At 71.8% G+C, this 26587-nt stretch carries 25 protein-coding genes and 2 pseudogenes; 15 read left to right on the forward strand and 12 right to left on the reverse strand.

The window, feature by feature from the left end; genetic code table 11:
• Nucleotides 1-117: 117 nt before the first annotated feature.
• From ACWCPF_RS38855 to ACWCPF_RS38870, 4 genes are read right to left on the reverse strand one after another with little or no spacing between them, the layout of a single operon-like run.
• The gene (locus ACWCPF_RS38855) at nt 118-492 is read right to left on the reverse strand and encodes a hypothetical protein (RefSeq protein ID WP_451049853.1); all 375 of its coding nucleotides are present in this window, start codon (nt 490-492) and stop codon (nt 118-120) included.
• A gap of 20 nt (nt 493-512) precedes the next feature.
• Nucleotides 513-1112 (reverse strand): roadblock/LC7 domain-containing protein, encoded by a 600-nt coding sequence (locus ACWCPF_RS38860; protein WP_451049854.1) that lies wholly within the window; start codon nt 1110-1112, stop codon nt 513-515.
• Nucleotides 1113-1146: 34 nt separating this feature from the next.
• A complete protein-coding gene (locus ACWCPF_RS38865; protein WP_451049855.1) occupies nt 1147-2118 on the reverse strand; it encodes a transcriptional regulator in 972 nt (323 codons plus the stop codon).
• Nucleotides 2115-2558, reverse strand: a complete 444-nt coding sequence (locus ACWCPF_RS38870) for a hypothetical protein (RefSeq protein WP_451049856.1) — start codon at nt 2556-2558, stop codon at nt 2115-2117. Before ACWCPF_RS38870 ends, ACWCPF_RS38865 begins: the two co-directional genes overlap by 4 nt.
• Nucleotides 2559-2980: 422 nt before the next feature.
• Between ACWCPF_RS38870 and hutU the strand changes: the two genes are divergently transcribed.
• The 4 genes from hutU to hutI are packed head-to-tail and all read left to right on the forward strand — an operon-like array spanning nt 2981 to nt 8464.
• Nucleotides 2981-4663 carry a urocanate hydratase gene (hutU, locus tag ACWCPF_RS38875; protein ID WP_451049857.1) on the forward strand — a complete coding sequence of 561 codons (1683 nt, stop codon included), beginning with the start codon at nt 2981-2983 and terminating at the stop codon, nt 4661-4663.
• Nucleotides 4660-5883, forward strand: coding sequence for an allantoate amidohydrolase (locus ACWCPF_RS38880; protein WP_451049858.1), 1224 nt, complete (start codon nt 4660-4662; stop codon nt 5881-5883). Before hutU ends, ACWCPF_RS38880 begins: the two co-directional genes overlap by 4 nt.
• Nucleotides 5880-7229, forward strand: a complete 1350-nt coding sequence (locus ACWCPF_RS38885) for a formimidoylglutamate deiminase (protein WP_451049859.1) — start codon at nt 5880-5882, stop codon at nt 7227-7229. Before ACWCPF_RS38880 ends, ACWCPF_RS38885 begins: the two co-directional genes overlap by 4 nt.
• A gap of 50 nt (nt 7230-7279) precedes the next feature.
• Nucleotides 7280-8464, forward strand: a complete 1185-nt coding sequence (hutI, locus tag ACWCPF_RS38890; protein WP_451049860.1) for an imidazolonepropionase — start codon at nt 7280-7282, stop codon at nt 8462-8464.
• A gap of 187 nt (nt 8465-8651) precedes the next feature.
• Here hutI and ACWCPF_RS38895 read toward each other — a convergent pair.
• Together ACWCPF_RS38895 and ACWCPF_RS38900 are read right to left on the reverse strand one after the other, a co-directional pair.
• Nucleotides 8652-9265: pseudogene (locus ACWCPF_RS38895) on the reverse strand (transposase family protein); the annotation flags it as partial.
• A 7-nt stretch (nt 9266-9272) separates the two neighbouring features.
• Nucleotides 9273-9629 carry a winged helix-turn-helix transcriptional regulator gene (locus tag ACWCPF_RS38900; RefSeq protein ID WP_451049861.1) on the reverse strand — a complete coding sequence of 119 codons (357 nt, stop codon included), beginning with the start codon at nt 9627-9629 and terminating at the stop codon, nt 9273-9275.
• A gap of 68 nt (nt 9630-9697) precedes the next feature.
• On the opposite strand from ACWCPF_RS38900, the gene ACWCPF_RS38905 reads away from it, so the two are divergent.
• Nucleotides 9698-10258, forward strand: a complete 561-nt coding sequence (locus ACWCPF_RS38905) for a carboxymuconolactone decarboxylase family protein (RefSeq protein WP_451049862.1) — start codon at nt 9698-9700, stop codon at nt 10256-10258.
• A gap of 148 nt (nt 10259-10406) precedes the next feature.
• On the forward strand, nt 10407-10700 hold the full coding sequence (locus ACWCPF_RS38910) for a DUF1330 domain-containing protein (RefSeq protein WP_451049863.1): 294 nt from the start codon (nt 10407-10409) through the stop codon (nt 10698-10700).
• A gap of 362 nt (nt 10701-11062) precedes the next feature.
• Here ACWCPF_RS38910 and ACWCPF_RS38915 read toward each other — a convergent pair whose 3' ends face one another.
• Together ACWCPF_RS38915 and ACWCPF_RS38920 are read right to left on the reverse strand one after the other, a co-directional pair.
• Nucleotides 11063-11251 (reverse strand): DUF397 domain-containing protein, encoded by a 189-nt coding sequence (locus tag ACWCPF_RS38915; protein WP_451049864.1) that lies wholly within the window; start codon nt 11249-11251, stop codon nt 11063-11065.
• An 8-nt stretch (nt 11252-11259) separates the two neighbouring features.
• On the reverse strand, nt 11260-12099 hold the full coding sequence (locus tag ACWCPF_RS38920) for a helix-turn-helix domain-containing protein (RefSeq protein WP_451049865.1): 840 nt from the start codon (nt 12097-12099) through the stop codon (nt 11260-11262).
• Nucleotides 12100-12257: 158 nt separating this feature from the next.
• Here ACWCPF_RS38920 and ACWCPF_RS38925 point away from each other — a divergent pair, with 158 nt between their 5' ends.
• A complete protein-coding gene (locus ACWCPF_RS38925; protein WP_451049866.1) occupies nt 12258-12677 on the forward strand; it encodes an ATP-binding protein in 420 nt (139 codons plus the stop codon).
• A gap of 40 nt (nt 12678-12717) precedes the next feature.
• Here the strand turns inward: ACWCPF_RS38925 and ACWCPF_RS38930 are convergent, their stop codons facing one another.
• Nucleotides 12718-14193, reverse strand: coding sequence for a ricin-type beta-trefoil lectin domain protein (locus tag ACWCPF_RS38930; protein WP_451049867.1), 1476 nt, complete (start codon nt 14191-14193; stop codon nt 12718-12720).
• 175 nt (nt 14194-14368) lie between these two features.
• Entirely contained in the window at nt 14369-15319 is a 951-nt protein-coding gene (locus ACWCPF_RS38935) for an RNA polymerase sigma factor SigF (RefSeq protein ID WP_451049868.1), read from the reverse strand.
• Between the two features lie 254 nt (nt 15320-15573).
• Here ACWCPF_RS38935 and ACWCPF_RS38940 point away from each other — a divergent pair, with 254 nt between their 5' ends.
• The 6 genes and pseudogenes from ACWCPF_RS38940 to ACWCPF_RS38965 all read left to right on the forward strand — a co-directional run bounded on the left by ACWCPF_RS38940 (nt 15574) and on the right by ACWCPF_RS38965 (nt 21739).
• Nucleotides 15574-15948: an STAS domain-containing protein gene (locus ACWCPF_RS38940; RefSeq protein ID WP_451049869.1), complete on the forward strand. Its 375-nt coding sequence runs from the start codon at nt 15574-15576 to the stop codon at nt 15946-15948.
• A gap of 163 nt (nt 15949-16111) precedes the next feature.
• Nucleotides 16112-16573, forward strand: coding sequence for an ATP-binding protein (locus ACWCPF_RS38945; protein ID WP_451049870.1), 462 nt, complete (start codon nt 16112-16114; stop codon nt 16571-16573).
• A 478-nt stretch (nt 16574-17051) separates the two neighbouring features.
• Nucleotides 17052-17741, forward strand: a complete 690-nt coding sequence (locus ACWCPF_RS38950) for an LPXTG cell wall anchor domain-containing protein (protein ID WP_451049871.1) — start codon at nt 17052-17054, stop codon at nt 17739-17741.
• 31 nt (nt 17742-17772) lie between these two features.
• On the forward strand, nt 17773-18624 hold the full coding sequence (locus ACWCPF_RS38955) for a COG1470 family protein (RefSeq protein ID WP_451049872.1): 852 nt from the start codon (nt 17773-17775) through the stop codon (nt 18622-18624).
• Between the two features lie 14 nt (nt 18625-18638).
• Nucleotides 18639-19496, forward strand: a pseudogene (locus ACWCPF_RS38960) (hypothetical protein); the annotation flags it as partial.
• 986 nt (nt 19497-20482) lie between these two features.
• Nucleotides 20483-21739 carry a hypothetical protein gene (locus ACWCPF_RS38965; protein WP_451049913.1) on the forward strand — a complete coding sequence of 419 codons (1257 nt, stop codon included), beginning with the start codon at nt 20483-20485 and terminating at the stop codon, nt 21737-21739.
• 141 nt (nt 21740-21880) lie between these two features.
• Here ACWCPF_RS38965 and ACWCPF_RS38970 read toward each other — a convergent pair whose 3' ends face one another.
• Entirely contained in the window at nt 21881-23377 is a 1497-nt protein-coding gene (locus ACWCPF_RS38970) for an oligopeptide:H+ symporter (protein ID WP_451049873.1), read from the reverse strand.
• 377 nt (nt 23378-23754) lie between these two features.
• Between ACWCPF_RS38970 and ACWCPF_RS38975 the strand changes: the two genes are divergently transcribed.
• Together ACWCPF_RS38975 and ACWCPF_RS38980 are read left to right on the forward strand one after the other, a co-directional pair.
• The gene (locus ACWCPF_RS38975) at nt 23755-24432 is read left to right on the forward strand and encodes a response regulator transcription factor (protein ID WP_351918238.1); all 678 of its coding nucleotides are present in this window, start codon (nt 23755-23757) and stop codon (nt 24430-24432) included.
• 150 nt (nt 24433-24582) lie between these two features.
• Nucleotides 24583-25857, forward strand: a complete 1275-nt coding sequence (locus ACWCPF_RS38980; protein ID WP_451049874.1) for an ATP-binding protein — start codon at nt 24583-24585, stop codon at nt 25855-25857.
• A gap of 74 nt (nt 25858-25931) precedes the next feature.
• On the opposite strand, the gene ACWCPF_RS38985 is transcribed toward ACWCPF_RS38980, so the two are convergent.
• On the reverse strand, nt 25932-26435 hold the full coding sequence (locus ACWCPF_RS38985) for a GtrA family protein (protein ID WP_451049875.1): 504 nt from the start codon (nt 26433-26435) through the stop codon (nt 25932-25934).
• Between the last annotated feature and the right edge of the window lie 152 nt (nt 26436-26587).

Raw genomic sequence — 26587 nt, forward strand, 5'->3', positions numbered from 1 at the left:
GGCTCCCGGGCCCCCCGCCGGGGGCGGCCGTAATTGAGCGCCCGCCCGCTGGGGCCCGCAGCGACACGGCGGCCCATCGCGGCACTTCCAGCGGAGCGCTCAGTCAGTGATCGGGCGTCAGACTTCCAGATCCTCCTCGATCTTCTTCAGCTGGTGGCGGGCCATCGCGAGATTGGCCCGCTTGGCGTCCAGGACCAGGTAGAGGAAGAGCCCGTTGCCGCCGCGCCCGCTGATCAGACGGAGCAGGTGGTACTGGTCGGACAGGGTGATGAGGATGTCCTCGATCTGCGCCTTGAGCCCGAGGTGCTCCATGGTCCGCATCTTGGCGCGCACCACGTCGGTGTTGCCGGCGGCGGCGACGTTGAGGTCGAACCCCTTGCTTCCGCCCAGCGTGCCCAGCGCCATGCCGCTGGTGTAGTCGACGAGCGCGACTCCGTTCGCGCCCTCGATCGAGGCGAGACACTCTTTGAGGGTGGTTTCGGTGTTGGCCATGCTGTACTCCTCGGTTCCTCTCAACTTTCCGTGGTGGTGCGCGCGTTGGTGGTGGTTGGGCCGCGCGCCGATCTGGTCCGTACCGTGGGGGTCTTGGCAGCGTTGCGCACCGGCGGCTTGACGGGTGTCTTGGCGGACGTCCCGTCCGGCGTCGGGGCCTCCGTCTTGGCCTCGGTCTTGGCCGGTGCCTTGGCCGGTGCCTTGGCCGCCGCCTTGGTGGAGGCGGTCCGTGCCTGCCGCGCCTGTGCCTCGTGGGCGTCGACGAGCTCCCCGATGCGGGCGGCGGCCCGGCGGCCCTCCAGATGCAGCCGGCCGACGTTGACGCGGTCCTGCGCGAGCAGGGTCAGCACGGCGCTCTCACCGGCCGCGTACGTGGCGACGTAGCCGTACCGGCCGCGTACGAGCAGTTCGCGGAACTCGCCCTGGCCGGTCGTGTCCGCCATCCGCACCGCGACGCCGAGGGCGGCGGCGGTCAGCGCGGCCACCACCTCCGGCTCCACGCCGGGGGTGTCGTGGGCGAGGACGAGGCCGTCCACGCCGGCCGTGAGCGCGCCGGTCAGCTGGGGCACGCGGGCCCGCAGTCTGCGCAGTTCGTCGAGTATCTCGGGCGCGGAAGCCATCAGCTCGCTCCTCTCGGCCCGCGGTCGTTGCCGTTCAAAGGGCCTCCAGCGCATCCCTGAGCCTCTTCAGCAGGGTGATGTCGGGGTCGTTGACGCGGGGCAGGGTGATGCCCGGCGGGGGGTCGGGGGCGGGAGACGTGGGGGATGCGGGCAGTCCTGGGGCATCCGGGGCTCCTGGTCGCCCGTGACGGGGAGGGGACGGGGACGGGGATGGGGATGGGGATGGCGAGGGGGACGGGGGTGCGGTCTGCGGGTGGTGGTGGGGGAGCGGGGGCGGGAAGAGGGCGGTGAGCAGGCCGGCCGCGGCGAGGCGCCGGACGTCCACCAGGGTGTGGAAGGCCTGCCGGCCCAGCTCGCGGGCGATGTCGGACGCGGTGCGCACGCCGTCCGCCAGGGCCAGCACCGCGCTCTGCCGGGCGGTCGGGGCCGGCGCGGCGACGGTCTCGGCCCGGCGCAGCGGCGCGCCGTCGGTCAGCGGGTCCGGCCACAGCCGGTGCAGCAGCTCCCGGCGGCGCAGCGTCTCGCGCTCGACCGCGTCGACCGGGACCGGCCGCAGGGCGCCGAGCCAGTGTCCGGCGCCGTACCGGAAGTGGCCCGGGGTGCTGCTGGGGGCGAGCGCGAAGTAGGCCGCGTCGTACACCGCCTCCAGATGGCACAGCTCCAGCGCGCCGCGCGGGAGCCGGCCGGCGTCGAGCAGCAGACGGGCGACGCCGTAGTCCTCGTCGGCCCGGTCCACGGCGTCCTGCCAGACGGCGGGGGAGAGGGTGCCGTGGGACAGCAGCAGTACGTCGAGGCCGGGGGCGAGCGGGCTCTCGGCGTGCACCACCCGGCCCTCGGCGAGGTAGAGCGAGCCGCGCTCGCGCTCCAGGACGCCGGTCGCCCGCTCGGCCGCGAGCCGGGTCAGCATCGGCGACAGCCCGCCGCCGTCCCGGGCCCCCGACTTCTCCCGGATCGGCAGCCGGGGCGGCGGGGTCGTGCCCGGCGGAGTCGTTCTCACCGCGGTCACCCCAGCACCAGCCGGCCGGCCATCTCGCCCAGCCGGATCCGGGCCAGCGCGAGATTGCCGTCCGCCCGGCCCAGCCACACATGGAGGAACACACTGCTGTCGAAGGACGTCGGCACGAAGCGCAGCACGTGGTAGCTGTCCCGGTTGCTGATGATCAGATCCTCGACCGGGGGGTCGACGAGCCCCGCCCCGACGCCCCCGCCCGCTCCCTCCGCGCCGTCGACGTCGTCGGGGCCGACATAGCCGTCCGGGGTGAACGCGCGCTGCTCCGAGGTGAGCCGGGCGACCTCCGCGGCCTCGGCGGCGGCCGCCTCGTGGTCGCCGCCGGGGAACTCCCCGACCGCGCCCAGGGCGAGCCCGCTGGTCCAGTCGACCAGCGCGGCGCCCCGGGCGCCGGGCAGCCGCATGGCCTCCAGTAAGCACTCGTCGATTCCGGGCACCGTTGGCTCCCCTCCCGCCTGCGGTTCGGCTCAGTGATGAAGACGCTACGCAACGTATGCGCGAGGGGTGAGTCTTCTGGCATTTTCCAGCGGAACATGCGCGGCGGTGACTAGGGTGGGTCGGCTGTCCACGTTTCGGGCCCGCGGGGCCCGCGTCGGCGTCCCCGACGGGCCTGAGGTCTGCGGCGGCCCTGACGCCCCATGCGTCACTTCGTGTCACTTCAACACCGTGCCCACCGGCGTGCGTCAACGGCGTGCGCGGCGTGCCGGGGTGGTGGCGGCGACGGTGCGCGCCCCGCTGTGCTCTCTCGCGCCCTCTGCGCATCCGCAGCCGCGACTCGGCGCCCTCATGTATTGACTAGCTCTATTCAGGCAGTCAGGATGTGAATAAGGAAAGCAACAATCCGGCTAGGAGGCAGACCATGTCAGGACCCCGCCCCGTACGAGCGCCCCGCGGTACGGAACTGAGCGCCCTGGGATGGCAGCAGGAAGCCGCCCTGCGGATGCTGCAGAACAACCTGGACCCCGAGGTCGCCGAACACCCCGACAAGCTCGTCGTCTACGGCGGCACCGGCAAGGCGGCCCGGGACTGGCGCTCCTTCGACGCGATGGTCCGCACGCTGCGCACGCTGAAGCAGGACGAGACGATGCTCGTCCAGTCCGGCCGCCCGGTCGGCGTCATGCAGACCCACGAGTGGGCCCCGCGCGTCCTCATCGCCAACTCCAACCTCGTCGGCGACTGGGCCAACTGGGAGGAGTTCCGCCGCCTGGAGGCCCTCGGCCTCACCATGTACGGCCAGATGACCGCCGGTTCCTGGATCTACATCGGCACCCAGGGCATCCTCCAGGGCACCTACGAGACCTTCGCCGCCGTCGCCGCGAAGCTGCATTCAATCGGTAAAGGGGTCAACGGCACCCTCGCCGGGACGATCACCCTCACCGCCGGCCTCGGCGGCATGGGCGGCGCCCAGCCCCTCGCCGTGACGATGAACGACGGCGTCGCCATCTGCATCGACGTCGACCCGCGCGCCATCGAACGCCGCATCGAGCACCGCTACCTGGACGTCAAGGCCGACTCCCTGGAGCACGCCCTCCGACTCGCCGTCGAGGCCCGCGACCAGCGCAAGCCGCTCTCCATCGGCCTGCTGGGCAACGCCGCCGAGCTGCTCCCGCAGATGCTCGCCGAGGGCGCCCCCATCGACATCGTCACCGACCAGACCTCCGCGCACGACCCGCTGTCGTACCTGCCCGTCGGCATCGACTTCGACGACATGGCCGACGCTGCGGCCAAGGACCCGGCCGGCTTCACCACCCGCTCCCGCGAGTCCATGGCCCGGCACGTCGAGGCCATGGTCGGCTTCATGGACGCGGGCGCCGAGGTCTTCGACTACGGCAACTCCATCCGCGGCGAGGCCCAGCTCGCGGGCTACGACCGCGCGTTCGCCTTCCCCGGCTTCGTCCCCGCCTACATCCGCCCCCTCTTCTGCGAGGGCAAGGGCCCCTTCCGCTGGGCGGCCCTGTCCGGCGAGGCGTCCGACATCCACAAGACGGACCGCGAGCTGCTGAAGCTGTTCCCGGAGAACGAGTCGCTGCACCGCTGGATCAAGATGGCCGGCGAGCGCGTCCACTTCCAGGGCCTGCCGGCCCGCATCTGCTGGCTGGGCCAGGGCGAGCGCGACAAGGCGGGCGCCCTCTTCAACGACATGGTCGCCGACGGCACGCTCGCCGCGCCGCTCGCGATCGGCCGCGACCACCTCGACTGCGGCTCCGTCGCCTCCCCGTACCGCGAGACGGAGGCCATGCTCGACGGCTCCGACGCGATCGCCGACTGGCCGCTCCTCAACGCCATGGTGAACGTCGCCTCCGGCGCGTCCTGGGTCTCCATCCACCACGGCGGCGGCGTCGGCATGGGCCGCTCCATCCACGCCGGCCAGGTCTCGGTCGCCGACGGCACCAAGCTCGCGGGCGAGAAGATCCGCCGCGTCCTGACGAACGACCCCGGGATGGGCGTGATCCGGCACGTGGACGCCGGCTACGACATCGCGGAGCGCGTCGCGGACGAGAAGGGCGTGCGCGTCCCCATGCGCGAGGGTGACGACGCGTGAGCTTCCACAGCATGTGGGCGGAGCTGCTGCCGGTCGGCCGCAGCTCCGCCTCCGGCGGCTACCGGCGCTACGCCTGGACCGGGGCCGACGCCGACTGCCGCGCCTGGTTCAAGGACCAGGCGAAGGCGCGCGGACTGGCCTACGAGGTCGACCGCAACGGCAACCAGTGGGCCTGGCTCGGGGATCCGACGGCCGGGGACGCGGTCGTCACCGGGTCCCACCTCGACTCCGTGCCCGACGGCGGCGCCTTCGACGGCCCCCTCGGCGTGGTCTCCTCCTTCGCCGCCCTGGACGAACTGCGCGCCCGGCAGGCCGAGTTCAGCAGGCCGCTCGCCCTCGTCAACTTCGGCGACGAGGAGGGCGCCCGCTTCGGGCTCGCCTGCGTGGGCTCCCGGCTCACCGCCGGACAGCTCACCGTGGACCAGGCCCACAAGCTCACCGACGGCGACGGGGTCACCCTCCCGCGGGCCATGGAAGCCGCCGGGTTCGACCCCGACGCCATCGGCCCGGACCCGGAGCGGCTCGCCCGCATCGGCGCCTTCGTCGAACTCCACGTGGAGCAGGGGCGCGCGCTGGACCTCTCCGGCGACCGGGTCGGCATCGCGAGCGCCATCTGGCCGCACGGACGCTGGCGGTTCGACTTCCGCGGCGAGGCCAACCACGCCGGCACCACCCGCCTGGTGGACCGGCGCGACCCGATGCTGCCGTACGCCGAGACCGTGCTCGCCGCCCGCCGCGAGGCGCGGCTCGCGGGAGCCGTCGCCACCTTCGGCAAGATCTCCGTCGAGCCGAACGGCGTCAACGCCATCCCGTCCCTGGTGCGCGGCTGGCTCGACTCCCGGGCCGCCGACCAGGCCACCCTGGACACCGTCGTCGGCGGTGTGCAGGACGCGGCGCGCGACTACGCCGAGGTCCACGGCATCGACCTGGACATCGTCCGTGAGTCGTTCACGCCCGTCGTCGAGTTCGACCACGCCCTGCGCGACGAACTCGCCCGTATCCTCGGCAGGGAGCAGGAACCCGAGCTGAAGATCCCCGTCCTCGGCACCGGGGCCGGACACGACGCCGGCATCCTCTCCGGGGACATCCCCACCGCCATGCTGTTCGTGCGCAACCCGACCGGCGTCTCGCACTCCCCGGCCGAGTTCGCCGCCGAGGACGACTGCGTGGCCGGCGTGCACGCGCTCGCCGACGTACTGGAAGGACTGGCCTGCAGGTGACCTCCACGCAGCGGACACGGACGTACTGGCTGGAGCACGCCTGGCTCGACACCAACGTCGAGCCGGGCGTCGCCCTGGAGGTGGCGGACGGCCGCATCACCGCCGTCCGGACGGGCGTCGACGCCCCGCCGCCCGGCGCCGAGCCGCTGCGCGGGCTCACCCTCCCCGGGCTGGCGAACGCCCACTCGCACGCCTTCCACCGCGCCCTGCGCGGCACCGTCCAGGTCGGCTCCGGCACCTTCTGGACCTGGCGCGAGATCATGTACTCGATCGCCGACCGGCTGACCCCGGAGACCTACCACCAGCTGGCCCGCGCGGTGTACGCGGAGATGGCGCTGGCCGGCATCACGGCCGTCGGCGAGTTCCACTATCTGCACCACGCCCACGGCGGCACCCCCTACGCGGACCCCAACGCCATGGGCGAGGCCCTGATCGAAGCCGCCGCCGACGCCGGCATCCGCATCACCCTCCTCGACACCGCCTACCTCTCCTCCGGCTTCGGACAGGCCCCCAACGCCCACCAGCTGCGCTTCTCCGACGGCGACGCGGACGCCTGGGCCGAACGCTGTTCACTTCTCAAGGAACGGGATCACGCGACGATCGGGGCGGCGATCCACTCCGTACGGGCCGTGCCCGCCGACCAGTTGGAGACGGTGGCGCGCTGGGCCGAGGAGCGCCGCGCGCCGCTGCATGTGCACCTGTCCGAGCAGACCGCCGAGAACGACGCCTGCCGGCACGCCCACGGCCGCACGCCCACCCAGCTGCTCGCCGACCACGGCGTCCTCGGCCCGCGCACCACGGGCGTCCACAACACGCACCTCACCGACGAGGACATCGCCCTCCTCGGCCGCTCCGGCACCGGCACCTGCATGTGCCCGACGACCGAACGGGACCTCGCCGACGGCATCGGCCCGGCCGTGGCCCTCCAGGCCGCGGGCTCACCGCTCTCCCTCGGCTCCGACAGCCACGCCGTCATCGACCTCCTCGAAGAGGCCCGCGCGATGGAGCTGAACGAGCGCCTGCGCACCCGCACCCGCGGTCACTGGACGGCGGCCGCCCTGCTGCGCGCCGCCTCCGCCGACGGCCACGCGGCCCTCGGCAACCCGGACGCGGGCGACCTGGAGGCCGGCGCGGTCGCCGACTTCACGACGATCGCCCTCGACTCGGTCAGGACAGCGGGCCCGCTGCCCCGGCTCGGCGCCGAGACGGCCGTATTCGCGGCGACCGCGGCGGACGTCCGGCACACGATCGTCGCCGGACGGCACGTGGTGCGCGACGGGGTGCACACGCTCGTCCCGGATGTGCCGCAGGCTCTGGCGCGGGCCGTCGCGGCACTGCACAGCTGATCACCGCTTCCCTGATCACCGATTCCCGCCCGGCCACCCACGAGGACACCATGAGCAGCACCGGCACGACGACCGTCATCACCAACATCGCCACGCTGGTCACCAACGACCCCTCCTTCGGTGACGGTTCCCCTCTCGGACTGATCCGGGACGCGGCCGTCGTCATCGACGGCGACCGCGTCGCGTGGACCGGTGAATCAAGCAAAGCACCCGCCACTGACAATCGGGTCGACGCCGGCGGCCGGGCGGTCCTGCCGGGCTTCGTCGACTCCCACTCCCACCTCGTCTTCGCGGGCGACCGCACCGAGGAGTTCAACGCGAGGATGTCCGGCCGCGGCTACACCGCCGGCGGCATCCGCACGACGGTGGCGGCGACGCGCGCCGCGAGCGACGAGGAACTCGAGGCGAACGTCGTCCGTTTCCTCGCCGAGGCCCTCCGCCAGGGCACCACCACCTTCGAGACGAAGTCCGGCTACGGCCTCACCGTCGCCGACGAGGCCCGCGCCCTGCGCCTCGCGGCGCAGCACACCGACGAGGTCACCTACCTCGGCGCGCACATCGTCTCCCCCGACTACGCCGACGACCCGGCCGGATACGTGGCGCTGGTCACCGGCGAGATGCTCGACGCCTGCGCCCCGCACGCCCGCTGGATCGACGTCTTCTGCGAGAAGGGCGCGTTCGACGGCGACCAGGCCCGGGCGATCCTGACGGCGGGCCGGGCGAAGGGCCTGCACCCGCGCATCCACGCCAACCAGCTCTCCTACGGCCCCGGCGTGCAGCTGGCCGTCGAACTGGACGCGGCCAGCGCGGACCACTGCACCCACCTCACGGACGCCGACGTCGACGCGCTGGCCAGCGGCGCGACGGTCGCGACCCTCCTGCCCGGTGCGGAGTTCTCCACCCGCGCCCAGTGGCCCAACGCCCGCCGTCTGCTGGACGCGGGCGTCACCGTGGCCCTCTCCACGGACTGCAACCCGGGCTCGTCCTTCACGTCCTCCGTGCCGTTCTGCGTCGCGCTCGCGGTGCGGGACATGGGGATGACCCCGGACGAGGCGGTGTGGTCGGCGACGGCGGGCGGCGCGGCGGCCCTGCGCCGCACGGACGTGGGCCGGGTGACCCCCGGCGCCTACGCCGACCTGACCCTCCTCGAAGCCCCCAGCCACGTCCACCTGGCCTACCGCCCGGGCGTCCCCCTCGTCTCGGGCGTGTGGAAGCGCGGCCGCCGCGTCGTCTGAGCGGTGTCGGCCCCGGCCGCGGCGACCGACCGCCCCCACCCCGTCCCGACGAGCACCAGCACCGTGCTTCGAACCCGAGCCACCCGGCCGGTCCCCGCGAGCGCGATGTCGACGGCTGCCGCCCACACCGGCTCGGTGCCCAGCAGCAGACTGCCCCGTAACGGCGAGGTGGGGCGGACCACCCACTGTTGTGCGCCTGCTTCCAGTCGGGAAGTTCTTCACCTGCGCGGTGCCGTGGGGCATCAAGAGGCCGGTTCCTGGGTAGCCGCCGTCAGCGATCGTCATGGTCTTGCCGACGACGGCCTTCGCCCCGGATTCCTCCCGTGCTTTACAGTCGGCGCGGTTGCCGGGAAGGGGACGGCCGACCGCGACGACCATGCGGCTGTCCGCGTCGATGACAACCTGATGGTTGGTGGAGTACCGGTAATTCTTGGACTGTTCAGCCACCTTGTGGTCGCGGGTGGGTACCAGGGCTCCGTCCACGATGAGCACGGTGCATTTGCGGAACCTGATTCGGGGCTGGAGTGCGAGCAGAGGGCCGAGGTGGTCGACGATGCGGTCGGCTGACGACTTCGAGACCCCGAACAGCGGGCCGAGCTGGCGCAGCGTCAAGTTGGTTCGCCAGTACGCCGTGACCAGGAGTATTAGGTCCTCCAGCGGTAGGCCCCATGGCCGACCCCGGCGTGCGGCGTCAACTCCCTGCCGTCGCACCGAGGCCACCAACTTGCCGAACTGGCGCGGGTTCAGCCCGCTGAAGGGAACTATCCAGGACGGCACCGCTGCCGTGATCAGACCCGCCACGCGGTGATCATTCCAGCCCTCCCGCCGTCGCGGGTCCCGTTTCCTCGGCCCAACGTCGACTCCAGGCGTCCAGCGGACTCAGCGCCTCGACAAGGTCCTGGCCGAGCTGGGTGAGGCGGTAGCCATCGCCGTCCAGGGCGAGCAGGCGGGCGCCGGACAGCTCCTCGATCCGGGTACTGAGCACGCTGGAGGACATGCGCTCGCATCGGCGCTGCAATTCACGGAAGCCGGCCGGAGCTTGACTCAGTTCCCACAGGATCCGCATCGTCCAACGCCGTCCGAGCAGGTCGAGTGCGGCCATCACTGGACGACCGGATTCGGATCCCCGCACTGGCACACCCGGACGTGGCGCTCTGGCTTCCATACTCACTCCTTGCGCTTCGGTTCTCGAAGCATCATAGTGATTCGAAAATCGAAGCAGGAGATGCCGAGATGACACGCATCGAACCGCTCACCCCGCCCTACACCGCCGACGTCGACCGGGCGCTCCGCCGATGGATGCCGCCGGGTGTGCCGCACGAGCCACTCGCTCTGTTCCGCGTACTGCACCGCAACCCGGAGCTGGCCTCACGAATGTTCGCCCTCGGCGCCGGACTGCTGAGCCGTGGACTCCTCCCCGCTATAGACCGGGAGATCGTCATCGCCCGCGTGACCGCGCGATCCGCCTGCGCTTATGAATGGGGCGTCCACGCCGCGACCCTGGCGCCGCAGGCCGGACTCAGCCTGGAGCAACTCCGGGCAACTACCCAACCCGACGCGGCAGTCCGTGCTCCATGGTCGCCACGCCACACGGCACTGCTCCACGCGGTTGACGAACTGAACGACACAACCCAGCTCACACAGTCCGCCTGGGATGCCCTGCGCATGTACTACGAAGAGGCTCAATTACTTGAACTGCTCGTACTGATCGGCTGGTACCAAACCATCAGCTGTCTGGCCAACGGGCTCCTCCTGGAAGAGGAACCCTGGGGTACCCCGTTCCCCACACGGTGACTACGTTCCGCCCCCATCCACCACCGCGGCGCTGGTCGGCATCGGAGCCATGGCGATCACGACGCTGATAAGCCTCGCTCTCGCCCGCCGACGCTCGTCCGAGACCAACCCGTAAGTCAGATGCACTCATCCCCACACTGGAGGTTCCATGCCCAAGGGCTACTGGGTCAGCGCCTACCGCGCCATTTCAGACCCTGAGAAGCTGGCTGCTTACAACAAGCTGGCCGCTGCGGCCGTCAAGGCCGGGGGCGGCCGGGTCCTCGTCCGTGGCGGTCGGGTCGTGGCACATGACGCCGGAATCGCCGAGCGCACCGTCCTGATCGAGTTCGACAGCTTCGAGCAGGCCGTCGCGGCGCACGAGAGCGCGGCCTACCAGGAGGCGCTGGTCGTCCTCTCCGGCGGCGTCGAGCGCGATTTCCGCATCGTCGAAGGCATCGACTGACCGAGGTCCAGTCGGATCTTCACTGAAGTTCATTGCGGGACAAGCCTTGGGTTCGGGCTGTCCCGCCCATCCACGCCCCTGCAGTAGCCGCCGCGGCGCTCGGGGATCAGCCGCATGCCGCGCGTGTCGCCCGGCGCGAGGCCGATCGTTTTCGGCGCGCCCCCGATCTCGCTCGACGGCCGCAACGGCGGCCCTGAGGGCTCCGGGTCGACGGCGTACGTTCCCGGTTCCATGAGGGTGGGAAGGAGTTCTTCTCAGAGCGTGTGATCAGCATGCACGGGAAGCGCGACCTGCGACACGGGGGCGGTCGACACTGCGTCGCACCGCGCACATACGAACAAGGCCAAGCGGTGCGTCCTTTGTCAGAGGGACTTGGTGCGTATGGCATGCAGGAGGTGGGTGACGGGGGTGGGGGTGGCGGTGAGGACGGTGGTGGGGTCGTCGGATTCGCGGAGGTGGAGGGTGGCGGGGGTGGAGGCGAGTTCGAGGCAGGAGTCGCCGTCTCCGGGGCCCGAGTAGGACGACTTCAACCAGTTGTCCGGGGTGCCCATGGGGTGCCTCACAGCTCATTCGCCAGCTTTTGGATGAAGTCGCGGGACCGTTCGGCCTCAAGCGACACGGCTTCCACCTTACGGAAGAGCGTTCGATATGCGCTGAGCTGGGCTTCGGAGTCGATGAAGGCTGAGCCTTGAGGGCCATCGCGTACGACGGTGTCCAGCTTCGGCACGGGGCCTTCCGCATACGTCATGGCGTTCGCGGCACCGGTGAAGCCCTCCAGCGCGAACGGGATGACGCGTACGGTGATGTGGGCTGCTTCCGAGAGTTCGAGAAGGTGCCCGAACTGGGCTCGCGAGGCGGAGCGGTCGCCGACCATGATGCGCAGCGCCGCCTCGTGGACGACCGCCTCGTAGGAGCCTGAGAGCATCTCTTTGCGGCGCATACGGTGCTCGACGCGCAACTCCAGTTCCCCCGCTGGGAGTTCGGGAATCCGATCGGCGAAGACCGCGCGAGCGTAGTCCGCTGTCTGGAGCGGGCCGGGGACGAACAGGAACTGGGCCTCCCGCAGTGACGTGGCGTGGTGCTCCAGTTCCGCGAGGTCCAGGAACGGTGTGGGCAGCAGTCCTCGGTACTCCTCCCACCAGCCGCGCGTTCGGTCCGTCGCCCACGTGACCAGCGCGTCGACGAGTGTCTCGTCGGTACACGCGTACTGGGCCGCCATGCGCCGGAGTCGCTTCTCGCTCACGCCCGTCAGCCCGGCTTCGATCTGGCTGATCTGCGGGCCGCTGACTCCGAGCAGTGCCGCTGCTTCCCGGGAGGTCAGGCCGGCTGCCTCCCGGAGTCTGCGCAGTTCGGTCGCCAGGCGCATCTGACGTGCCGTCGGGTCCTGCCGCAATGCCATCGCGTGCCCCTCTCAACGCGCCCGTGGGCGCGACTCGTTCGGGGTCAGATTACGCGCTCCGCTTGCGAAACTTAAAAAGTTAGGTCTACCGTCGGTGATGAAACCTTCGCGTTGCGTAAGGGGAATCCCGCCACCTCCTGCCTACTTGGAGCTGACCCATGCCTGAAACCGTCCCCGTCCCCGACTCCTGGGAGTACTCCCTTTACATCCCCACCGATCCCAGAGCCGTCACCGTCTGCCGCCGCACCCTTCGGCTGATCCTCACCCTGCACGGGCTGGCCGACCTCGTCGACACCGCCGAGCTGCTCGCCTCCGAGCTGATCTCCAATGCCGTCCGGCACACCAAGGGACCCGCCTGTCTGCGGCTCCGGTTCCGGGACGGCGTCCTGCAGATCGGGGCCTGGGACGCCGACCCCGAACCGCCCGAACCGCCGCGGCGGCTGGAGGAGGTCGGGGACGCGGAAGGCGGGCGGGGCATGGGGTTGGTGCGGGCCTGCTCGGACCTCTGGCACTGGCAGCCGCTGTCCCGGTTCGGGCATCGGGGCAAGCTCGTCTGGTGCGAGTTGAAGGCCGCCTAGGCCTCGCCGCCTCGCCGCCCCGCCCAGGCCTGAGCGGTCATCAGGTCGACCCCGCCCGCCACCGTTGGTCCCCCGCGTCGTCCAGCGGGTTCAGGGACACGCCGCCGCTCGCGTCCGCCGTCAGTGCCGTCTCTCTCGCGATGGCCGGGCGGATCGTTCCGTCGGCGTCGACTGTGAAGCGCAGGTTGTCGCCGTGGTCGCCCGCCACCGACGCGCAGTCCCACACCCCCACGCCCTTGTCCACGGAACCCCGGCTGTCCAGGCAGAAGTCCTGGTCGGCCAAGGACTGGAAGACACCGCGCGCCGCGTCCACCCGCCACCGTTGGCTGGGGGAGGCGGAGCACGGCGCCGTCACCACGTCCGTGCCGTTGTCGAAGTCGCCCGCCACCTCCAGGCACCGCCCCGTGGCGACGTTCACCACCTGGGCGAACGTGCCGCCGGGCGCGTGCGTCGGGGAGGGCGTGGGGGTCGGGGTGGGTCTCGGCTTCGGCCCGGCCGGACTCGGGGACGCCGAGGGGGACGGACCGGCCGGCGTGGGCGAGGCCGAGACGGTCGCCGTGGCCGTCGTCGTCGCCGTGACCGTCACCTGCGGGGCGCTCGACGGGCCCGTCACCACCGCGCCCGCCGAGTTCTGCGCGTCGTCCGAAGGCCGGAGCAGGAGCACGGCCAGGACGGGTATCACCGCCACGCCCAGCGCCGCCGAGACCAGCACGACGCCTCGGGGCGCGCGGCGGGCGGCGGTCGGTTCCCCCGCCGTGGACGACTCCCGTTCCTCGCGCGCGTACGCGGCCCCGCCCCACGGCAACAGCCCCTCCGCCAGCGCCCCGCGAGGATCCTCACGCAGGGCGTGCTGCTCCTCGTAGGCCGTGGCGCAGTGCGGGCAGTGGGTGCGGTGGGCCTCCAGGTCGGGGCTGTGCCGCGCGCCCTGCGGGCGGACCGACTCCTCGATCAGCCGGCGGAAGTCCGCACAGCGCGGATCGTCGGAGGCGGCCAGGCGCAGCCGCAGCGCCGTCTGCGCCAGGGACTGGAGCGCGGGGGCCGTTCCGTAGGTGACGTCCTGGGTCGTCAGGCCGAGCAGACCGGCCGTGCGGCCGACGGGCTCGCGCTCCAACACGCCGTACCAGACCAGGCCTTGGGCGTCGGAGGGGAGGGAGCGGAACGCGGTGAGCAGCGGCGGCTTCGGGCCGCCGTGGGCCGCAGTGTTGAGGACCAGGAGAAGTCCGGCGTCCAGTCCGCCCGCCCGGTCGTCCGCGGCCCAGCTCGCCGCGACCTGTCCGGTGAGCAGCAGGAGCCGGTGCCGCCAGGGGCTGCCGGAGTCGTTGCCGCGGGCCGTCTCCCGGGCCGCGAGCGTGAACGCCTCCGCCGCCAGTCGCCGCGCGGCCGGCTCGCTCGTCGTGCACAGGCGGGCGTACGCCAGGACGGCCGGATGGTGGCGGGCGCGCAGCTCGCGCAGCGCCGGGTAGGCCGTGGCGGGGGCGGCGCGCAGCAGCTCGGTGAGGTGCGCGTCGGAATCCATGAGGTCGCCTCCGATGCTGACGTACCAGTCAGTCTGGGGTGGAGGCGACCTTAGTGGCGACCGGCGTCCCATGGGGAGGTTTCCGGGGGTAACCGGAGCGGGTGCGGGGGCGGCGCCCCGGGGCCGAGGGCGCCCGGGACGCCGCACCCGCGCCGTCCGCGTCCGTCCGCGTCCGTCATTCCTCCAGCGTCAGCCCGTTCCGCAGCCGCACCAGCGTCCGCGACAGCAGCCGCGAGACGTGCATCTGGGAGATGCCGAGTTCCTCGCCGATCTCCGACTGGGTCAGGCCGGCGACGAAGCGCAGGGAGAGGATCTGCCGGTCGCGGGACGGGAGTTCGGCGATCAGCGGCTTCAACGACTCGACGTACTCGATGCCTTCGAGGCCGTGGTCCTCGTAGCCGATGCGGTCGGCGAGGGCGCCTTCCGCGTCGTCGTCCTCCGGTTGGGCGTCCAGCGAGGAGGCCGTGTAGGCGTTCGACGCCGCCATGCCCTCGACGACCTCGTCGTGGGAGAGGTCGAGGCGCTCGGCCAGTTCCGCGACGGTGGGCGCGCGGTCCAGCTTCTGGGCCAGTTCGTCGCCCGCCCTGGCCAGGTCGAGCCGCAGCTCCTGGAGTCGGCGCGGGACGCGCACCGACCACGAGGTGTCACGGAAGAAGCGCTTGATCTCGCCGACGATGGTCGGCATCGCGAAGGTCGGGAACTCGACGCCGCGCGCCAGCTCGAAGCGGTCGATCGCCTTGATCAGGCCGATGGTGCCGACCTGCACGATGTCTTCCATCGGCTCGCTGCGGGAGCGGAAGCGGGAGGCGGCGAACCTGACCAGCGCGAGGTTCAGTTCGACCAGGGTGTTACGGACGTACGCGTAGTCGTGCGTGCCCTCTTCGAGGGACTCCAGGCGCGCGAACAGGGTCTTGGACAAGGCCCTCGCGTCGACCGGGCCGATCTCGTCGTACGGGGGGATCTCCGGAAGTCCGGCGAGGGCGTCGGTGGGGGCGACGTCCTGCACCGCGTTCTGTGCGATGGGTTCCAGATGTGCTTGTTCCGGAGGGGGTGTCGACGTCGCTCCGCGGGTAGGCGGTACATGCGGTGCATGCGGTGCATGCGGTGCGTCGAGCCGGGGTGACATGGATGTCCTCCATCGTTCTCGGCGTATGGCTGCCGAAGCCAGTGAGCGCACTACGGTGTGCGGCGCCTCCAAAGCCGGCCGTGGTTCGGTTACGTGTCCCTACTAGCCCTACCCGCTTTACTCGACCGATCGCAAGTGGCTTTTGTGGAGTTATGTCCGTTTGTGTGTGATTGTTCGGGTGTTGGGCGTGCGGGTCCAGGGCGTAGGGTTCGAGGGCGTCAGCAATCAGTTCTCGACCCCAGGAGAGAGACGGCATGGACCGCGGGACGGTCGGCAGCGCACAGTCTGGCCGGCTTCTGGTCGAGGTGCGGGAAGAGGGCTCCAGCGCCGTCGTGACTCCGGCGGGTGAGTTGGATCACCACACCGCCGATCTGTTGCGTGAGCCACTTGAGGAGTGCCTCTCCAAGGGGTTCAGCCGCCTCGTCGTCGACTGCACGCGCCTGGAGTTCTGCGACTCCACGGGGCTGAACGTGCTGCTCGGCGCCCGGCTGAAGGCGGAGGCGGCCGGCGGCGGGGTCCATCTGGCGGGGATGCTGCCCGTGGTGGCGCGCGTCTTCGAGATCACCGGCGCGGACGCGGTCTTCACCGTGCACGCCACGGTGCGGGATGCCTTGGCGGACGACGGCTGACCTTCACCGACTGTCGGCAAGGGGAGGGTGTTCCACCGGTTCCCCCGGGCAGGAGTCATCCTGGGCCCGAACATATCGGCGCGGTACTTCGTACAGAATCTGTAGAGACTCGACTTCTTAATTGTGAACCGGTGAATCGGTGAATCGGTGAGGTGAAGCGCTGATGAGCACCACCCGGCCTTACGGCGCTTCCGGGGCGTCCGGGTCGTCCGGCGGGCGTCAGGTACGGCGGCTGGACTTCGACGGCGCCGGCGGGGTCGTCCCGATGGCCCGTGACTTCGCCCGCCAGGCGCTGTACGCGTGGGGCTGGCTGCCCGCCGCGACCGCCGACCGGCGCGCCGCCGCGGAGGACGTGCTGCTCGTCGTCTCCGAACTCGTCACCAACGCGTGTCTGCACGCCGAGGGGCCGGACGCGATGGTCATCGGCTGCGACAACAAGGTGATCCGCGTCGAGGTCTCCGACCGCGGCACGGGCCAGCCCGCGCCCCGCACCCCGCACCGCGCGGGCCGCCCCGGCGGACACGGCATGTTCATCGTCCAACGCCTCTGCCTGGACTGGGGCGTCGTCCGCACGCCGGGCGTCGCGGGCAAAACAGTCTGGGCAGAACTGAGCGCCCCGTCCTGACGCCCCCCGAGGGCGCCCAGGCGCCCCCGAGGCGTCCCTGACGGTCGCCCCGAGTGCCCCCAGTTGTCGCCGCCGGTCGTCCCCTGGGCGTCCCCTAAGGTTGCCCCCGAGTGTCCTCCAAGCGGTCCGCTGGAAGTGCCGCGATGTGCCGTCGTTCTGCTGCGGCGCCGTCGTGGCTGGTGGCGCCCGCGCGGCGGAGCCGCAAATAGTGAGCGCCCCGCGCCCCTTCAGGGCGCGGCCGCACCGGAGTCGACTTCGCCCGACCCGCTTTGGCGTCCCCGAAAGGTCGTCCGCGAGTGTCTGCGAGGGGCCTCGGGTGTCGGCGGGGCGGCCTGGCGTCGTGTGCCGGATCGTCACAACTCCGGCGCAACTCCGGCGCGTACGTTCTCTTCCCTCCTCATCGCCTCGGGCGTACCTTGACGGCTCAATCTGATGCCTCGTCAGTAAGGGCGGGGCGGTGGGAGTGAGGGGACGGACCGTGTCGAACCGGAAGCGAACCGCCGCGCTCGCGACTGCCGCGGCCCTGGCCGCCTCGGCGGTGTGGATGGCCGCCCCGGTGGCCATGGCCGAGGTCGTGAACGTCAACTACGGCTGTGAGACGCCCATCGGCGCCAAGAGCGCCGTCTCGCCCATCGACATCAAGGGCGTCAAGAGCGGCAGCGGCTACAAGATCACCATGTCCTGGCAGAAAGGCGTCTCCTCCAGCCCCATCGAACTCGGCGCGGGCGCGATGAAGCCGAGCGCCACGATCAAGCTGGGCGGCGCCGACAGCGGCACCCTGACCGTCACCGGTCCCGCCAACCAGGCCGCGATCCCCGAGAACACGCCCATCAAGATCAACGACCTGAGCGGCACGTACACCCCGAAGGAGTCCGGCAAGGTCACCTTCACGGCCGGCGTGCTCACCATCAAGGCACTCGGCACGACGACGACCTGCACACCGTCCAACACCCCGGGCCCGTCCCTCACCCTCGACGTGACGGCGGCGGGCGGCGGCACGAGCAGCGACGGCGGATCGGACGACGACTCCGGCGGCGCGCTCCCGCAGACCGGGCCCGAGGACTCCGCGATCGCCCTCGGCACCCTCGGCGGCACGGTGCTGCTCGCGGGCGCGGCGGGCGCCCTGTGGCTGACCCGGCGGAGCCAGACGGCGCACGCCCGCCGCTGACCGGACCTTCGTGGAAGCGCTGGAGCCGCCGATGCCGTACGCCACCGCCGCCGTTGCCGCCCGTGCCCTGCTGGTTTCCCTGCCGCTGCTCTCGGCGGCCACCCCTGCCCCCGCGCCTTCTGACGGTTGGTCGGCCGCGCCCGCGGGCGGCGGACGGCCGTCGTTGTACGCGGAGGGCGCTCCCGGGGCGGTGATCGAGGACACGGTCGCCGTGACCAACCGCGGCACGCGGCCGCTCACCGTACGGCTGCGCGCCGCCGGCACCGGGATCGGCGGCCTGCGCGTCGCCTTCGCCGGACCGGCCGACGCGGCCCTCGCCGTCCCCGCCCGCACCCGAGCCGAGGTGCCCTTCACCGTGACCGTCCCGGCGGACGCCCGCCCCGGCGACCGCGCCGGCGAGATCGTCGTCCGGGACTCCACCGGCCGGGAGAGCGCCGTCCGGCTGCTGGTCCGGGTCGGCGGTCCGGAGCTGGCCGCGCTGACCGTCGAGCACGTGTCCGTGCGCGGCGACCGCATCACCTATGAGCTGGTCAACCGCGGGACGACGGCCCTCGTCCCGCGGCTGGCCGTCCACGCGGACGGCGTCCTCGGCGCCGTCCTCGACCGGGCCCCGCGCACCCTGCCCGTCCGACTGCCCCCGGGCCGCCGCCTGAAGCTCGACGAACCGTGGCCCGACCGCCCCGCCCTGGACGCCGTCACCGTGCGGCTGACGGTCACCGCCCCGGGTGCGGCCGAGGCCACCGGGCGGGCCTCCGCGCGGTTCGTGCCCCGGGGCGCGGCGACGGGCGCGGCGGCGGCCGGTGCGCTGTCGGCCGCGGCGGTCGTCGCGGCCGTACGAAGACGTCGTCGCCGCAAGCCGAGCCGAGGGGGAGCGCTGTCGTGAGAGGCAAGCCGCGGATGACGGCGCCGGCCCTGGCCGTGCTGCTCCTCCTGCTACTGCTGCCGTCGGCCGGTACGGCCCTCGCCGCCGACCAGCCGGTGGTCAAGCTCTCCGCGTCGCAGGCGGGCACGGGCGGTTCGCTCACCGTCAGCGGCAGCGGCTGGCGCCCGCGCACGCTGCTGATGCTGCTGCTCTGCGGGCAGGCGACCCCGGCCCGGGGCGTGATCGGCGGCACCAACTCCTGTGCCAACGCCGACGGACGCGCCGTCACCACCGACGCCGACGGCCGCTTCAGCCAGGCCCTGCCGGTGGCCGAGCCGCCGGCGCCGTGCCCCTGCGTGGTGCACGTGGCCACCGCGACCGGCGCGAAGGCGCAGGCCGACGCGGTGTTCCAGGTCGCCGGGCACCCGGTCGAGCCACTGCCCGAGCAGACGGCCGGCGGACGCCTCTCCGTGCTGAGCGACACCCGGCTCGACGGCTCCGACGGCCTCCTCACCTGGTTCGGGGCGCCGCCCGACCGCACGCTGGTCTTCACCGTCGGCAACGTCGGCACCGCGGCCGTGGAGAACCCCGTCTTCCAGGTCGGCACCGCCCACGGCGTGTTCTCCCCGCAGTGGGACGAGCGGCAGTGGCGCGGCACGATCGGCCCCGGCGAGAAGGCCCGCGTCGAACTGCCCGTCGAACTCGGCGCCGGCGCGCACGGCGACTACACCGTCTCCCTGAAGTACGGCGGGAAGGTCCTCGCCGAACAGCCCTGGGGCGTGGGCCGACCCTGGGGCGTGACCCTGTTCTGGATCCTGCTCTGCGTGGTGGTGCCGACGGCGCTCTTCCGCATCGGCATGGCGGTGGTCGACCGGGTACGCCCGCGCCACGCGGCCCGACGGCCCGCCCGCACACCCTGGCGCCGCAGCCGGACGTCGACACCGGCTCCGGCCCCGCCCACCCCCGCCCCGAACCCGCCCCTGCCCTGGTTCGCCCCAACCACCGACCCAACCACCGTTCCGGCCACCGTTCCGGGCACCGGCCCAACCACCGTTCCGGCCACCGGCGCGGGCACCGGCGCGGCCACCGGCGCGGGCAGCGGCGCGGGCAGCGGCGTGGGCAGCGGCCCAACCATCGGTCCGGCTGCCGGCGTGGGCAGCGGCCCATCCACCGGTCCGGCCACGGGCGCGGGCACCGGTCCGGCCAGCGGCGTGGGCGGCGGCCCATCCACCGGTCCGGCCACGGGCGCGGGCACCGGTCCGGCTGCCGGCGTGGGCGGCGGCCCATCCACCGGTCCGGCCACGGGCGCGGGCACCGGTCCGGCCAGCGGCGTGGGCAGCGGCCCATCCACCGGTCCGGCCACGGGTGCGGGCACCGGTCCGGCCAGTGGCGCGGCGGCCAGCGGCCCAACTACCGGTCCGGCCACGGGCGTGGGCAGCGGCCCATCCACCGGTCCGGCCACGGGCGCGGGCACCGGTCCGGCCAGCGGCCCAACTACCGGTCCGGCCACCGGCGCGGGCAGCGGTCCGGGCACCGGCCCAACTACCGGTCCGGCTACCGGCGTGGGCAGCGACCCAACCACCGGCCCAACCAGCGGCGCGGCCACCGGTTCGGCCATCGGTCCGGCCACCGGCGCGGGCACTGGTCCGGCCATCGGTCCGGGCACGGCCGCCGGTCCGGGCATGGCCGTGACGGGGCGGGTCTGCGCACCGCACGACGACCGATCGACGAGTCCGGAGAGTCCTGGGACCGACACGACTCCGACGACTCCCACGACTCCCGGCAGGAAGGGAAACACGTGAGTGAGAGAGCCGCACCACCCGACCGCGCGGCCGCGCGGAAGACCCGCAGGAGCGCGGCGGCCGCGGCCGCCGCCGTGATGCTCACCGGGGCGGCCGTCCTGCTGGGCGTGACCGCCGGGCCGGCGCAGGCCGCCGAGGTGGCCTACGCGACCAAGTGCATCCCGCCCGCGGGCATCGGCCTGCCCGACGTCAACGGCACCACCAAGGTCGAGATCACCGCGCCGGCCACGGCGAAGGTCGGCGACACCGTGGACATCGTGTGGAAGTTCACGCAGGCCGCGTCGAAGAACCCCGACATCATCGACCTGCCCGCGAACACGGTTCAGCCGTCCGGCACCCTCAAGGCGGCGGGCGCGCAGACCGCGGACATCGCGATGGTGGGGACGCGCACCAACCCGGCGATCCCCAAGGGCGCCGACATGGTGCTGTCCGACATGAAGGGCACGCTGAAACTGACGGCGGTCGGACAGGTGACGCTGACGCCGGGTGCGTACGTGGTCAACGCGCTGTCGACGGACACCAGCTGCGCGCCGACGGAGCCCGTCCAGCCTGCCGCGACCATCACCGTGACGGCCGCGAGCAGCGGTTCGGGCTCGGGTTCGCCGTCCGGGTCGTCGTCGCCGAGCGAGTCCCAGTCGCCCAGCGGCTCGGCGTCGCCGTCACCGTCGTCCTCGCCCAGCCCGTCCTCCTCGGCGAGCGACGACGGCCAGACCGACTTCACCGGCAAGGTCGTCGACATCCCCTACACCTGCGACTCGCCCCTCGGCGAGAAGAAGGCGACCTCGCCGATCCAGATCAACGCCAAGAAGAACAGCGGCAGTTACGACCTCACCGTGCAGTTCAAGAAGTCGGTGATGGACAGCCCTATCGACATCCCGGCCGGCAAGGTGAAGCCGACCATGCTGATCGTGCTCGGCGGTGCGGACACGGGCTCGGTGAAGGTGGAGGGCCCGCTGAACTCCGCGGCGATCCCGCAGGGTCAGCCGATCGAGATCCCCGACCTCGTCGGCACGTACAAGCCCGGCGCGACCGGTGAGTCCACGCTGTCCCCGGGCGTCCTGACGATCGAGGCCATGGGCACGGTCACCACCTGCACCCCGGACAAGACGGCCGTCTCCCTCACCCTGAACACGGACGAGCAGGCGAGCGGCGCGTCCGGCGGGAGCGGTTCGTCCTCGGGCGGATCCACCTCGACGAGCGGCGGCCTCGCGGAGACCGGCTCCGGCGACCACGGCACCCTCAAGGCCCTCGGCCTGGTCGCGGGCACAGCGATCCTGCTCGGCGGCGCGATCTTCACCTTCATGCCCCGAAAGAGTGCACGACGAGCCACCTAAGGGGCCCGGGGCTCTGACATTGTGCGGCTCCGCCGCGTGGGCGCGACCAGCCACAACGGGCCCGCAGTCACAAGCGAAACAGCGGAGGGCCGCTGTACCCCCGTGGGTACAGCGGCCCTCCGCTGAAAAGACAGACCGACGTCAGTGGACGTCGCCCATCAGCTCCTTCACCTTCTTGCGGTACATCCACACCGCCGCACCCGCGACGACGGCCAGCACGGCCTGCAGGGCCACGATCCCCGTCTTGTTGAGGTCGACGCCGGCGATGGCCAGCAGACCGGTCGTGGCGTCGCCGGCGGTGACCGCCAGGAACCACACGCCCATCATCTGCGAGGCGTACTTCGCGGGAGCCATCTTCGTGGTGACCGACAGACCCACCGGGGACACGGTCAGCTCACCGACGGTCTGCACGAAGTAGATCGCCGCCAGCCACAGCGCGGCCGCCTTGTGACCGCCCTCGGCGATCGACAGCGGGGCCAGGAAGAGGAAGAAGGACGCGCCGATCAGCACCAGGCCCATCGAGAACTTCGTCGCGGTGCTCGGCTCCTTGCCGCGCCGGGCCAGCGCCAGCCAGGCCCAGGCGAACAGCGGGGCCAGCGCCATGATCAGGACCGGGTTGACCGACTGGTACCAGGAGACCGGGAAGTCCCAGCCGAAGACGCTGTTCTCCGCCGAGGAGTCGGCGAACAGGGACAGCGTCGAGCCGCCCTGGTCGTAGATCATCCAGAACACGGCCGCGGCCACGAAGAACCAGACGTACGCGGTCAGCTTGGACTGCTCGGCGCGGTCCAGCTCCTTGTCCCGCTTCATCCGGGCGATGACGACGACCGGGATGACCAGACCGGCGACGGTGATCGGGACCAGCAGCCAGTTCAGCGTGTAGACGCCGGAGACGCCCACGACGGCGTAGAAGACGATCGCGACGGCCGCCCAGAACGCGGCCTTGCGCAGCGTCGTCGCCTTCTCCTGCGCGGACAGCGGCGTGGGGACGACGTCCGAGCGCGAGCTCAGGTGACGGCTGCCCAGCAGGAACTGCGCCAGGCCCAGCGCCATGCCGAGCGCGGCGAGCGCGAAGCCCAGGTGCCAGTTGACGTTCTCGCCGATGGTGCCGATGACCAGCGGGGCGGCGAACGCGCCCATGTTGATGCCGATGTAGAAGATCGTGAAGCCGCCGTCGCGGCGCGGGTCGTCGGGGCCGTCGTAGAGGTGGCCGACCATCGTCGAGATGTTGGCCTTCAGCAGGCCGGAGCCGACGGCGACCAGGCCGAGGCCCGCGTAGAAGGTGCCGGAGTTCGGCAGCGCGAGCGTCAGGTGGCCGAGCATGATGACCGCGCCGGCGACGGCGACGGTCTTGCGGGGGCCGAGCACCCGGTCCGCGAACCAGCCGCCGGGCAGGGCGAGCAGGTACACCAGGGACAGGTAGACCGAGTAGATCGCGGTCGCCGTCGAGGCGCTGAGGTGCAGGCCGCCGGGAGCGACCAGGTACAGGGGGAGCAGGGCTCGCATGCCGTAGTAGGAGAAGCGCTCCCACATCTCGGTCATGAAGAGAGTGGCCAGTCCGCGGGGGTGGCCGAAGAAGGTCTTCCCGGAGCCGGGGGTGTCCGGGCGGACCGAGTCCTTCGTCAGGCTGGACGCCATGTCGTTCCTTGCTGCTCGGGACGCGCTGCCGTGGAGCGTCGCGCGCCCGGTGGGGGGCGGCCGGCACGCAAAAAAAGAGACCCTCGGCGTCAAGCGGACCGCCAATGGTCCCTGCGTGCTACAAGCGTTGTTTCACCATACGACAGGACAACATCCGATATGGAAGGACTTGAGACACGGATCACAGGCGATCAAGGAACTCTGATCGGTGTTTTGAAGGTCTGCGCCAGGATGCCATCCCTGGACCGCAGGTCCGTACCAATCGGCTCCCACCGGTTTCGGGCCGGGAGCCGGCGGCTGTCCGGCATGTCCGTTGGTAAGAAACGGCGTGGGCGATCACACTTCGGCCCTTGCCCGCCGCGGACTACCATCAGCTCATGACCCGAGTACTGCTCGCCGAGGACGACGCGTCCATCTCGGAGCCCCTGGCTCGCGCACTGCGCCGGGAAGGCTACGAGGTCGAGGTGCGTGAGGACGGCCCCACCGCGCTCGACGCCGGAATGCAGGGCGGCGTCGACCTGGTCGTGCTGGACCTCGGTCTGCCCGGCATGGACGGCCTGGAGGTGGCCCGTCGGCTGCGCTCCGAGGGGCACGCCATTCCGATCCTCATCCTGACCGCGCGCGCCGACGAGGTGGACACCGTCGTCGGTCTGGACGCCGGCGCCGACGACTACGTCACCAAGCCCTTCCGGCTGGCCGAGCTGCTCGCCCGGGTCCGGGCCCTGCTGCGGCGCGGCGCGTCCGAGCCCGCGCAGCCGCCGGCCACCCACGGCGTGCGCATCGACGTCGAGTCGCACCGCGCCTGGATGGGCGAGGAGGAACTCCAGCTCACGGCCAAGGAGTTCGATCTGCTGCGGGTCCTGGTGCGGGACGCGGGGCGGGTCGTCACCCGTGACCAGCTGATGCGCGAGGTCTGGGACACCACGTGGTGGTCGTCGACCAAGACGCTCGACATGCACATCTCCTGGCTGCGCAAGAAGCTCGGCGACGACGCGGCGAACCCTCGCTACATCGCCACCGTGCGGGGTGTGGGCTTCCGCTTCGAGAAAAGCTGAACTCCCCCGGAGGGTCGGCCGACTCTGCGCGTCGCGTCGTCGGGTGCGGGCCGGTGGGGGCTTCTCGCGCAGTTCCCCGCGCCCCTGAGCCCGCGCCCCTGAGGGGGCTGGCCGAACCGGACTCGTAAAGTCACCGCCCCGGAGGGTGCCGTGCGTCGCCGTCTCATTCAGTCCACCCTCGCCGTCGTGCTCGTCGTCATCGCCGTGTTCGGGGTGTCCCTCGTCATCGTCGAGACGCGCACGATCAGCAACAGCGCGCAGGAGCGGGTGGACTCCGAGGCGCTGCGGCTGGCCAGCATCGTGGACAGCCGGCTGGTGGGCTCGGAGAACGTCACCGCCGACATACTGCGCGACCAGGTCACCCAGGACCGCTACGCCGAGATCCGGATCCCCGGCCGGACGGCCATCCAGGTCGGCGCCAAACCCGAGGGCGACGTCATCGAGGCACGGGCCACCGGCGAGGAGGGCGAGACCGTCCTGGTCCAGGAGCCGCGCTCCACGGTGACCCGGGAGGTCGGCCGCACCCTGCTGATCATCGGCCTGGTGGCCCTGCTCGCGGTGATCGCCGCCGTGCTGCTGGCCATCCGCCAGGCCAACCGCCTCGCCTCCCCGCTGACCGACCTCGCGGAGACCGCGGAACGCCTGGGCTCGGGCGATCCGCGCCCCCGGCACAAGCGGTACTCGGTCCCCGAGCTCGACCGGGTCGCCGACGTCCTCGACTCCTCGGCGGAGCGCATCGCCCGGATGCTCACCGCGGAGCGCCGGCTCGCCGCGGACGCCTCCCACCAGCTCCGCACCCCCCTCACCGCGCTGTCCATGCGCCTGGAGGAGATCACTCTCACCGACGACCCGGACACGGTGAAGGAGGAGGCGATGATCGCGTTGACCCAGGTGGAGCGGTTGACGGACGTCGTGGAACGCCTCCTGACCAACGCCCGGGACCCGCGCACCGGCTCGGCGGTCACCTTCGACCTCGACGAGGTCATCCAGCAGCAGCTCGCCGAGTGGCGGCCCGCCTACCGCGGGGTGGGCCGGGCCATCGTCAGCTCGGGGAAGCGTCATCTGCGGGCGGTGGGCACGCCCGGCGCGGTGGCCCAGGTTCTGGCCGCGCTGATCGAGAACTCCCTCATGCACGGCGGCGGCACGGTGGCGCTGCGCACCCGCGTCACCGGCAACCAGGCCGTGGTCGAGGTGACGGACGAGGGCTCCGGAGTGCCGGCCGACCTCGGGGCCCGGATCTTCGAGCGGGCCATCAGCGGCCGCAACTCCACGGGCATCGGCCTCGCCGTCGCCCGCGACCTCGCGGAGGCCGACGGCGGCCGCCTGGAGATGCTCCAGGCCCAGCCCCCCGTCTTCGGCCTGTTCCTGTCCCGCACGGCCCCGCAGAAGCGCGCCCAGGAAGACGACGGGCAGACGGTCAGGTAGGCAGCCGGTCAGGCAGGGGTCGGTCAGCTCACGCGCTGGGTCAGCTCACGCGCTGGGTCAGCTCACGCGCTGGGTCAGCTCACGCGCTGCGTGGCCTTGGACGGTGTGGCCTTGGGCTCCAGGAACGACTCCGCGCTGGCCACGGCCTCCTTCGCCGGCAGCGTGCGGAACACCCAGGTGCGGTACGACCAGAACCGGAACAGCGTCGCGACGCCGATGCCGACGAACTTGAAGATGTTGCTCTGCAGGGGGCTGTCCCACCCGAACCCGTAGGTCGCCGCGAACAGCAGCCCGTTCTCGATCACCAGGCCCACCGCGCTGAACAGCAGGAACAGCGTCAGTTCCTTCGTCCGCCCGCTCTTGTCGCGGTCACGGTAGGTGAAGTAGCGGAACCCGATGTAGTTGAACACGATGGCCACGACGGTGGCTATGACACTCGCCCGCACCACCTGCAGGTCGGTGACATGCCGTACGACGTTGAACACTCCGAGGTTGACCAGCAACCCCGCGCCGCCCACGGCTCCGAACTTGGCGAGCTCGCGGACGAGCCTCTTCAGCCCCGAGGAACCATGTGCCATGGTCGTACAGGCCCCCGTCCGGGTCCGGTTTCGTCAACCCAACCATGCTAACCACCACTCTTGTCGGTTTCCTGTGGTCCAGCTCACGGGCCCGTGACCAGCAGGGGAGATGCGGGGAAACACACGGTATGAGGGGGGAAAGGGCCGGGTAA

The organism is Streptomyces sp. NPDC001858, from assembly GCF_053594615.1.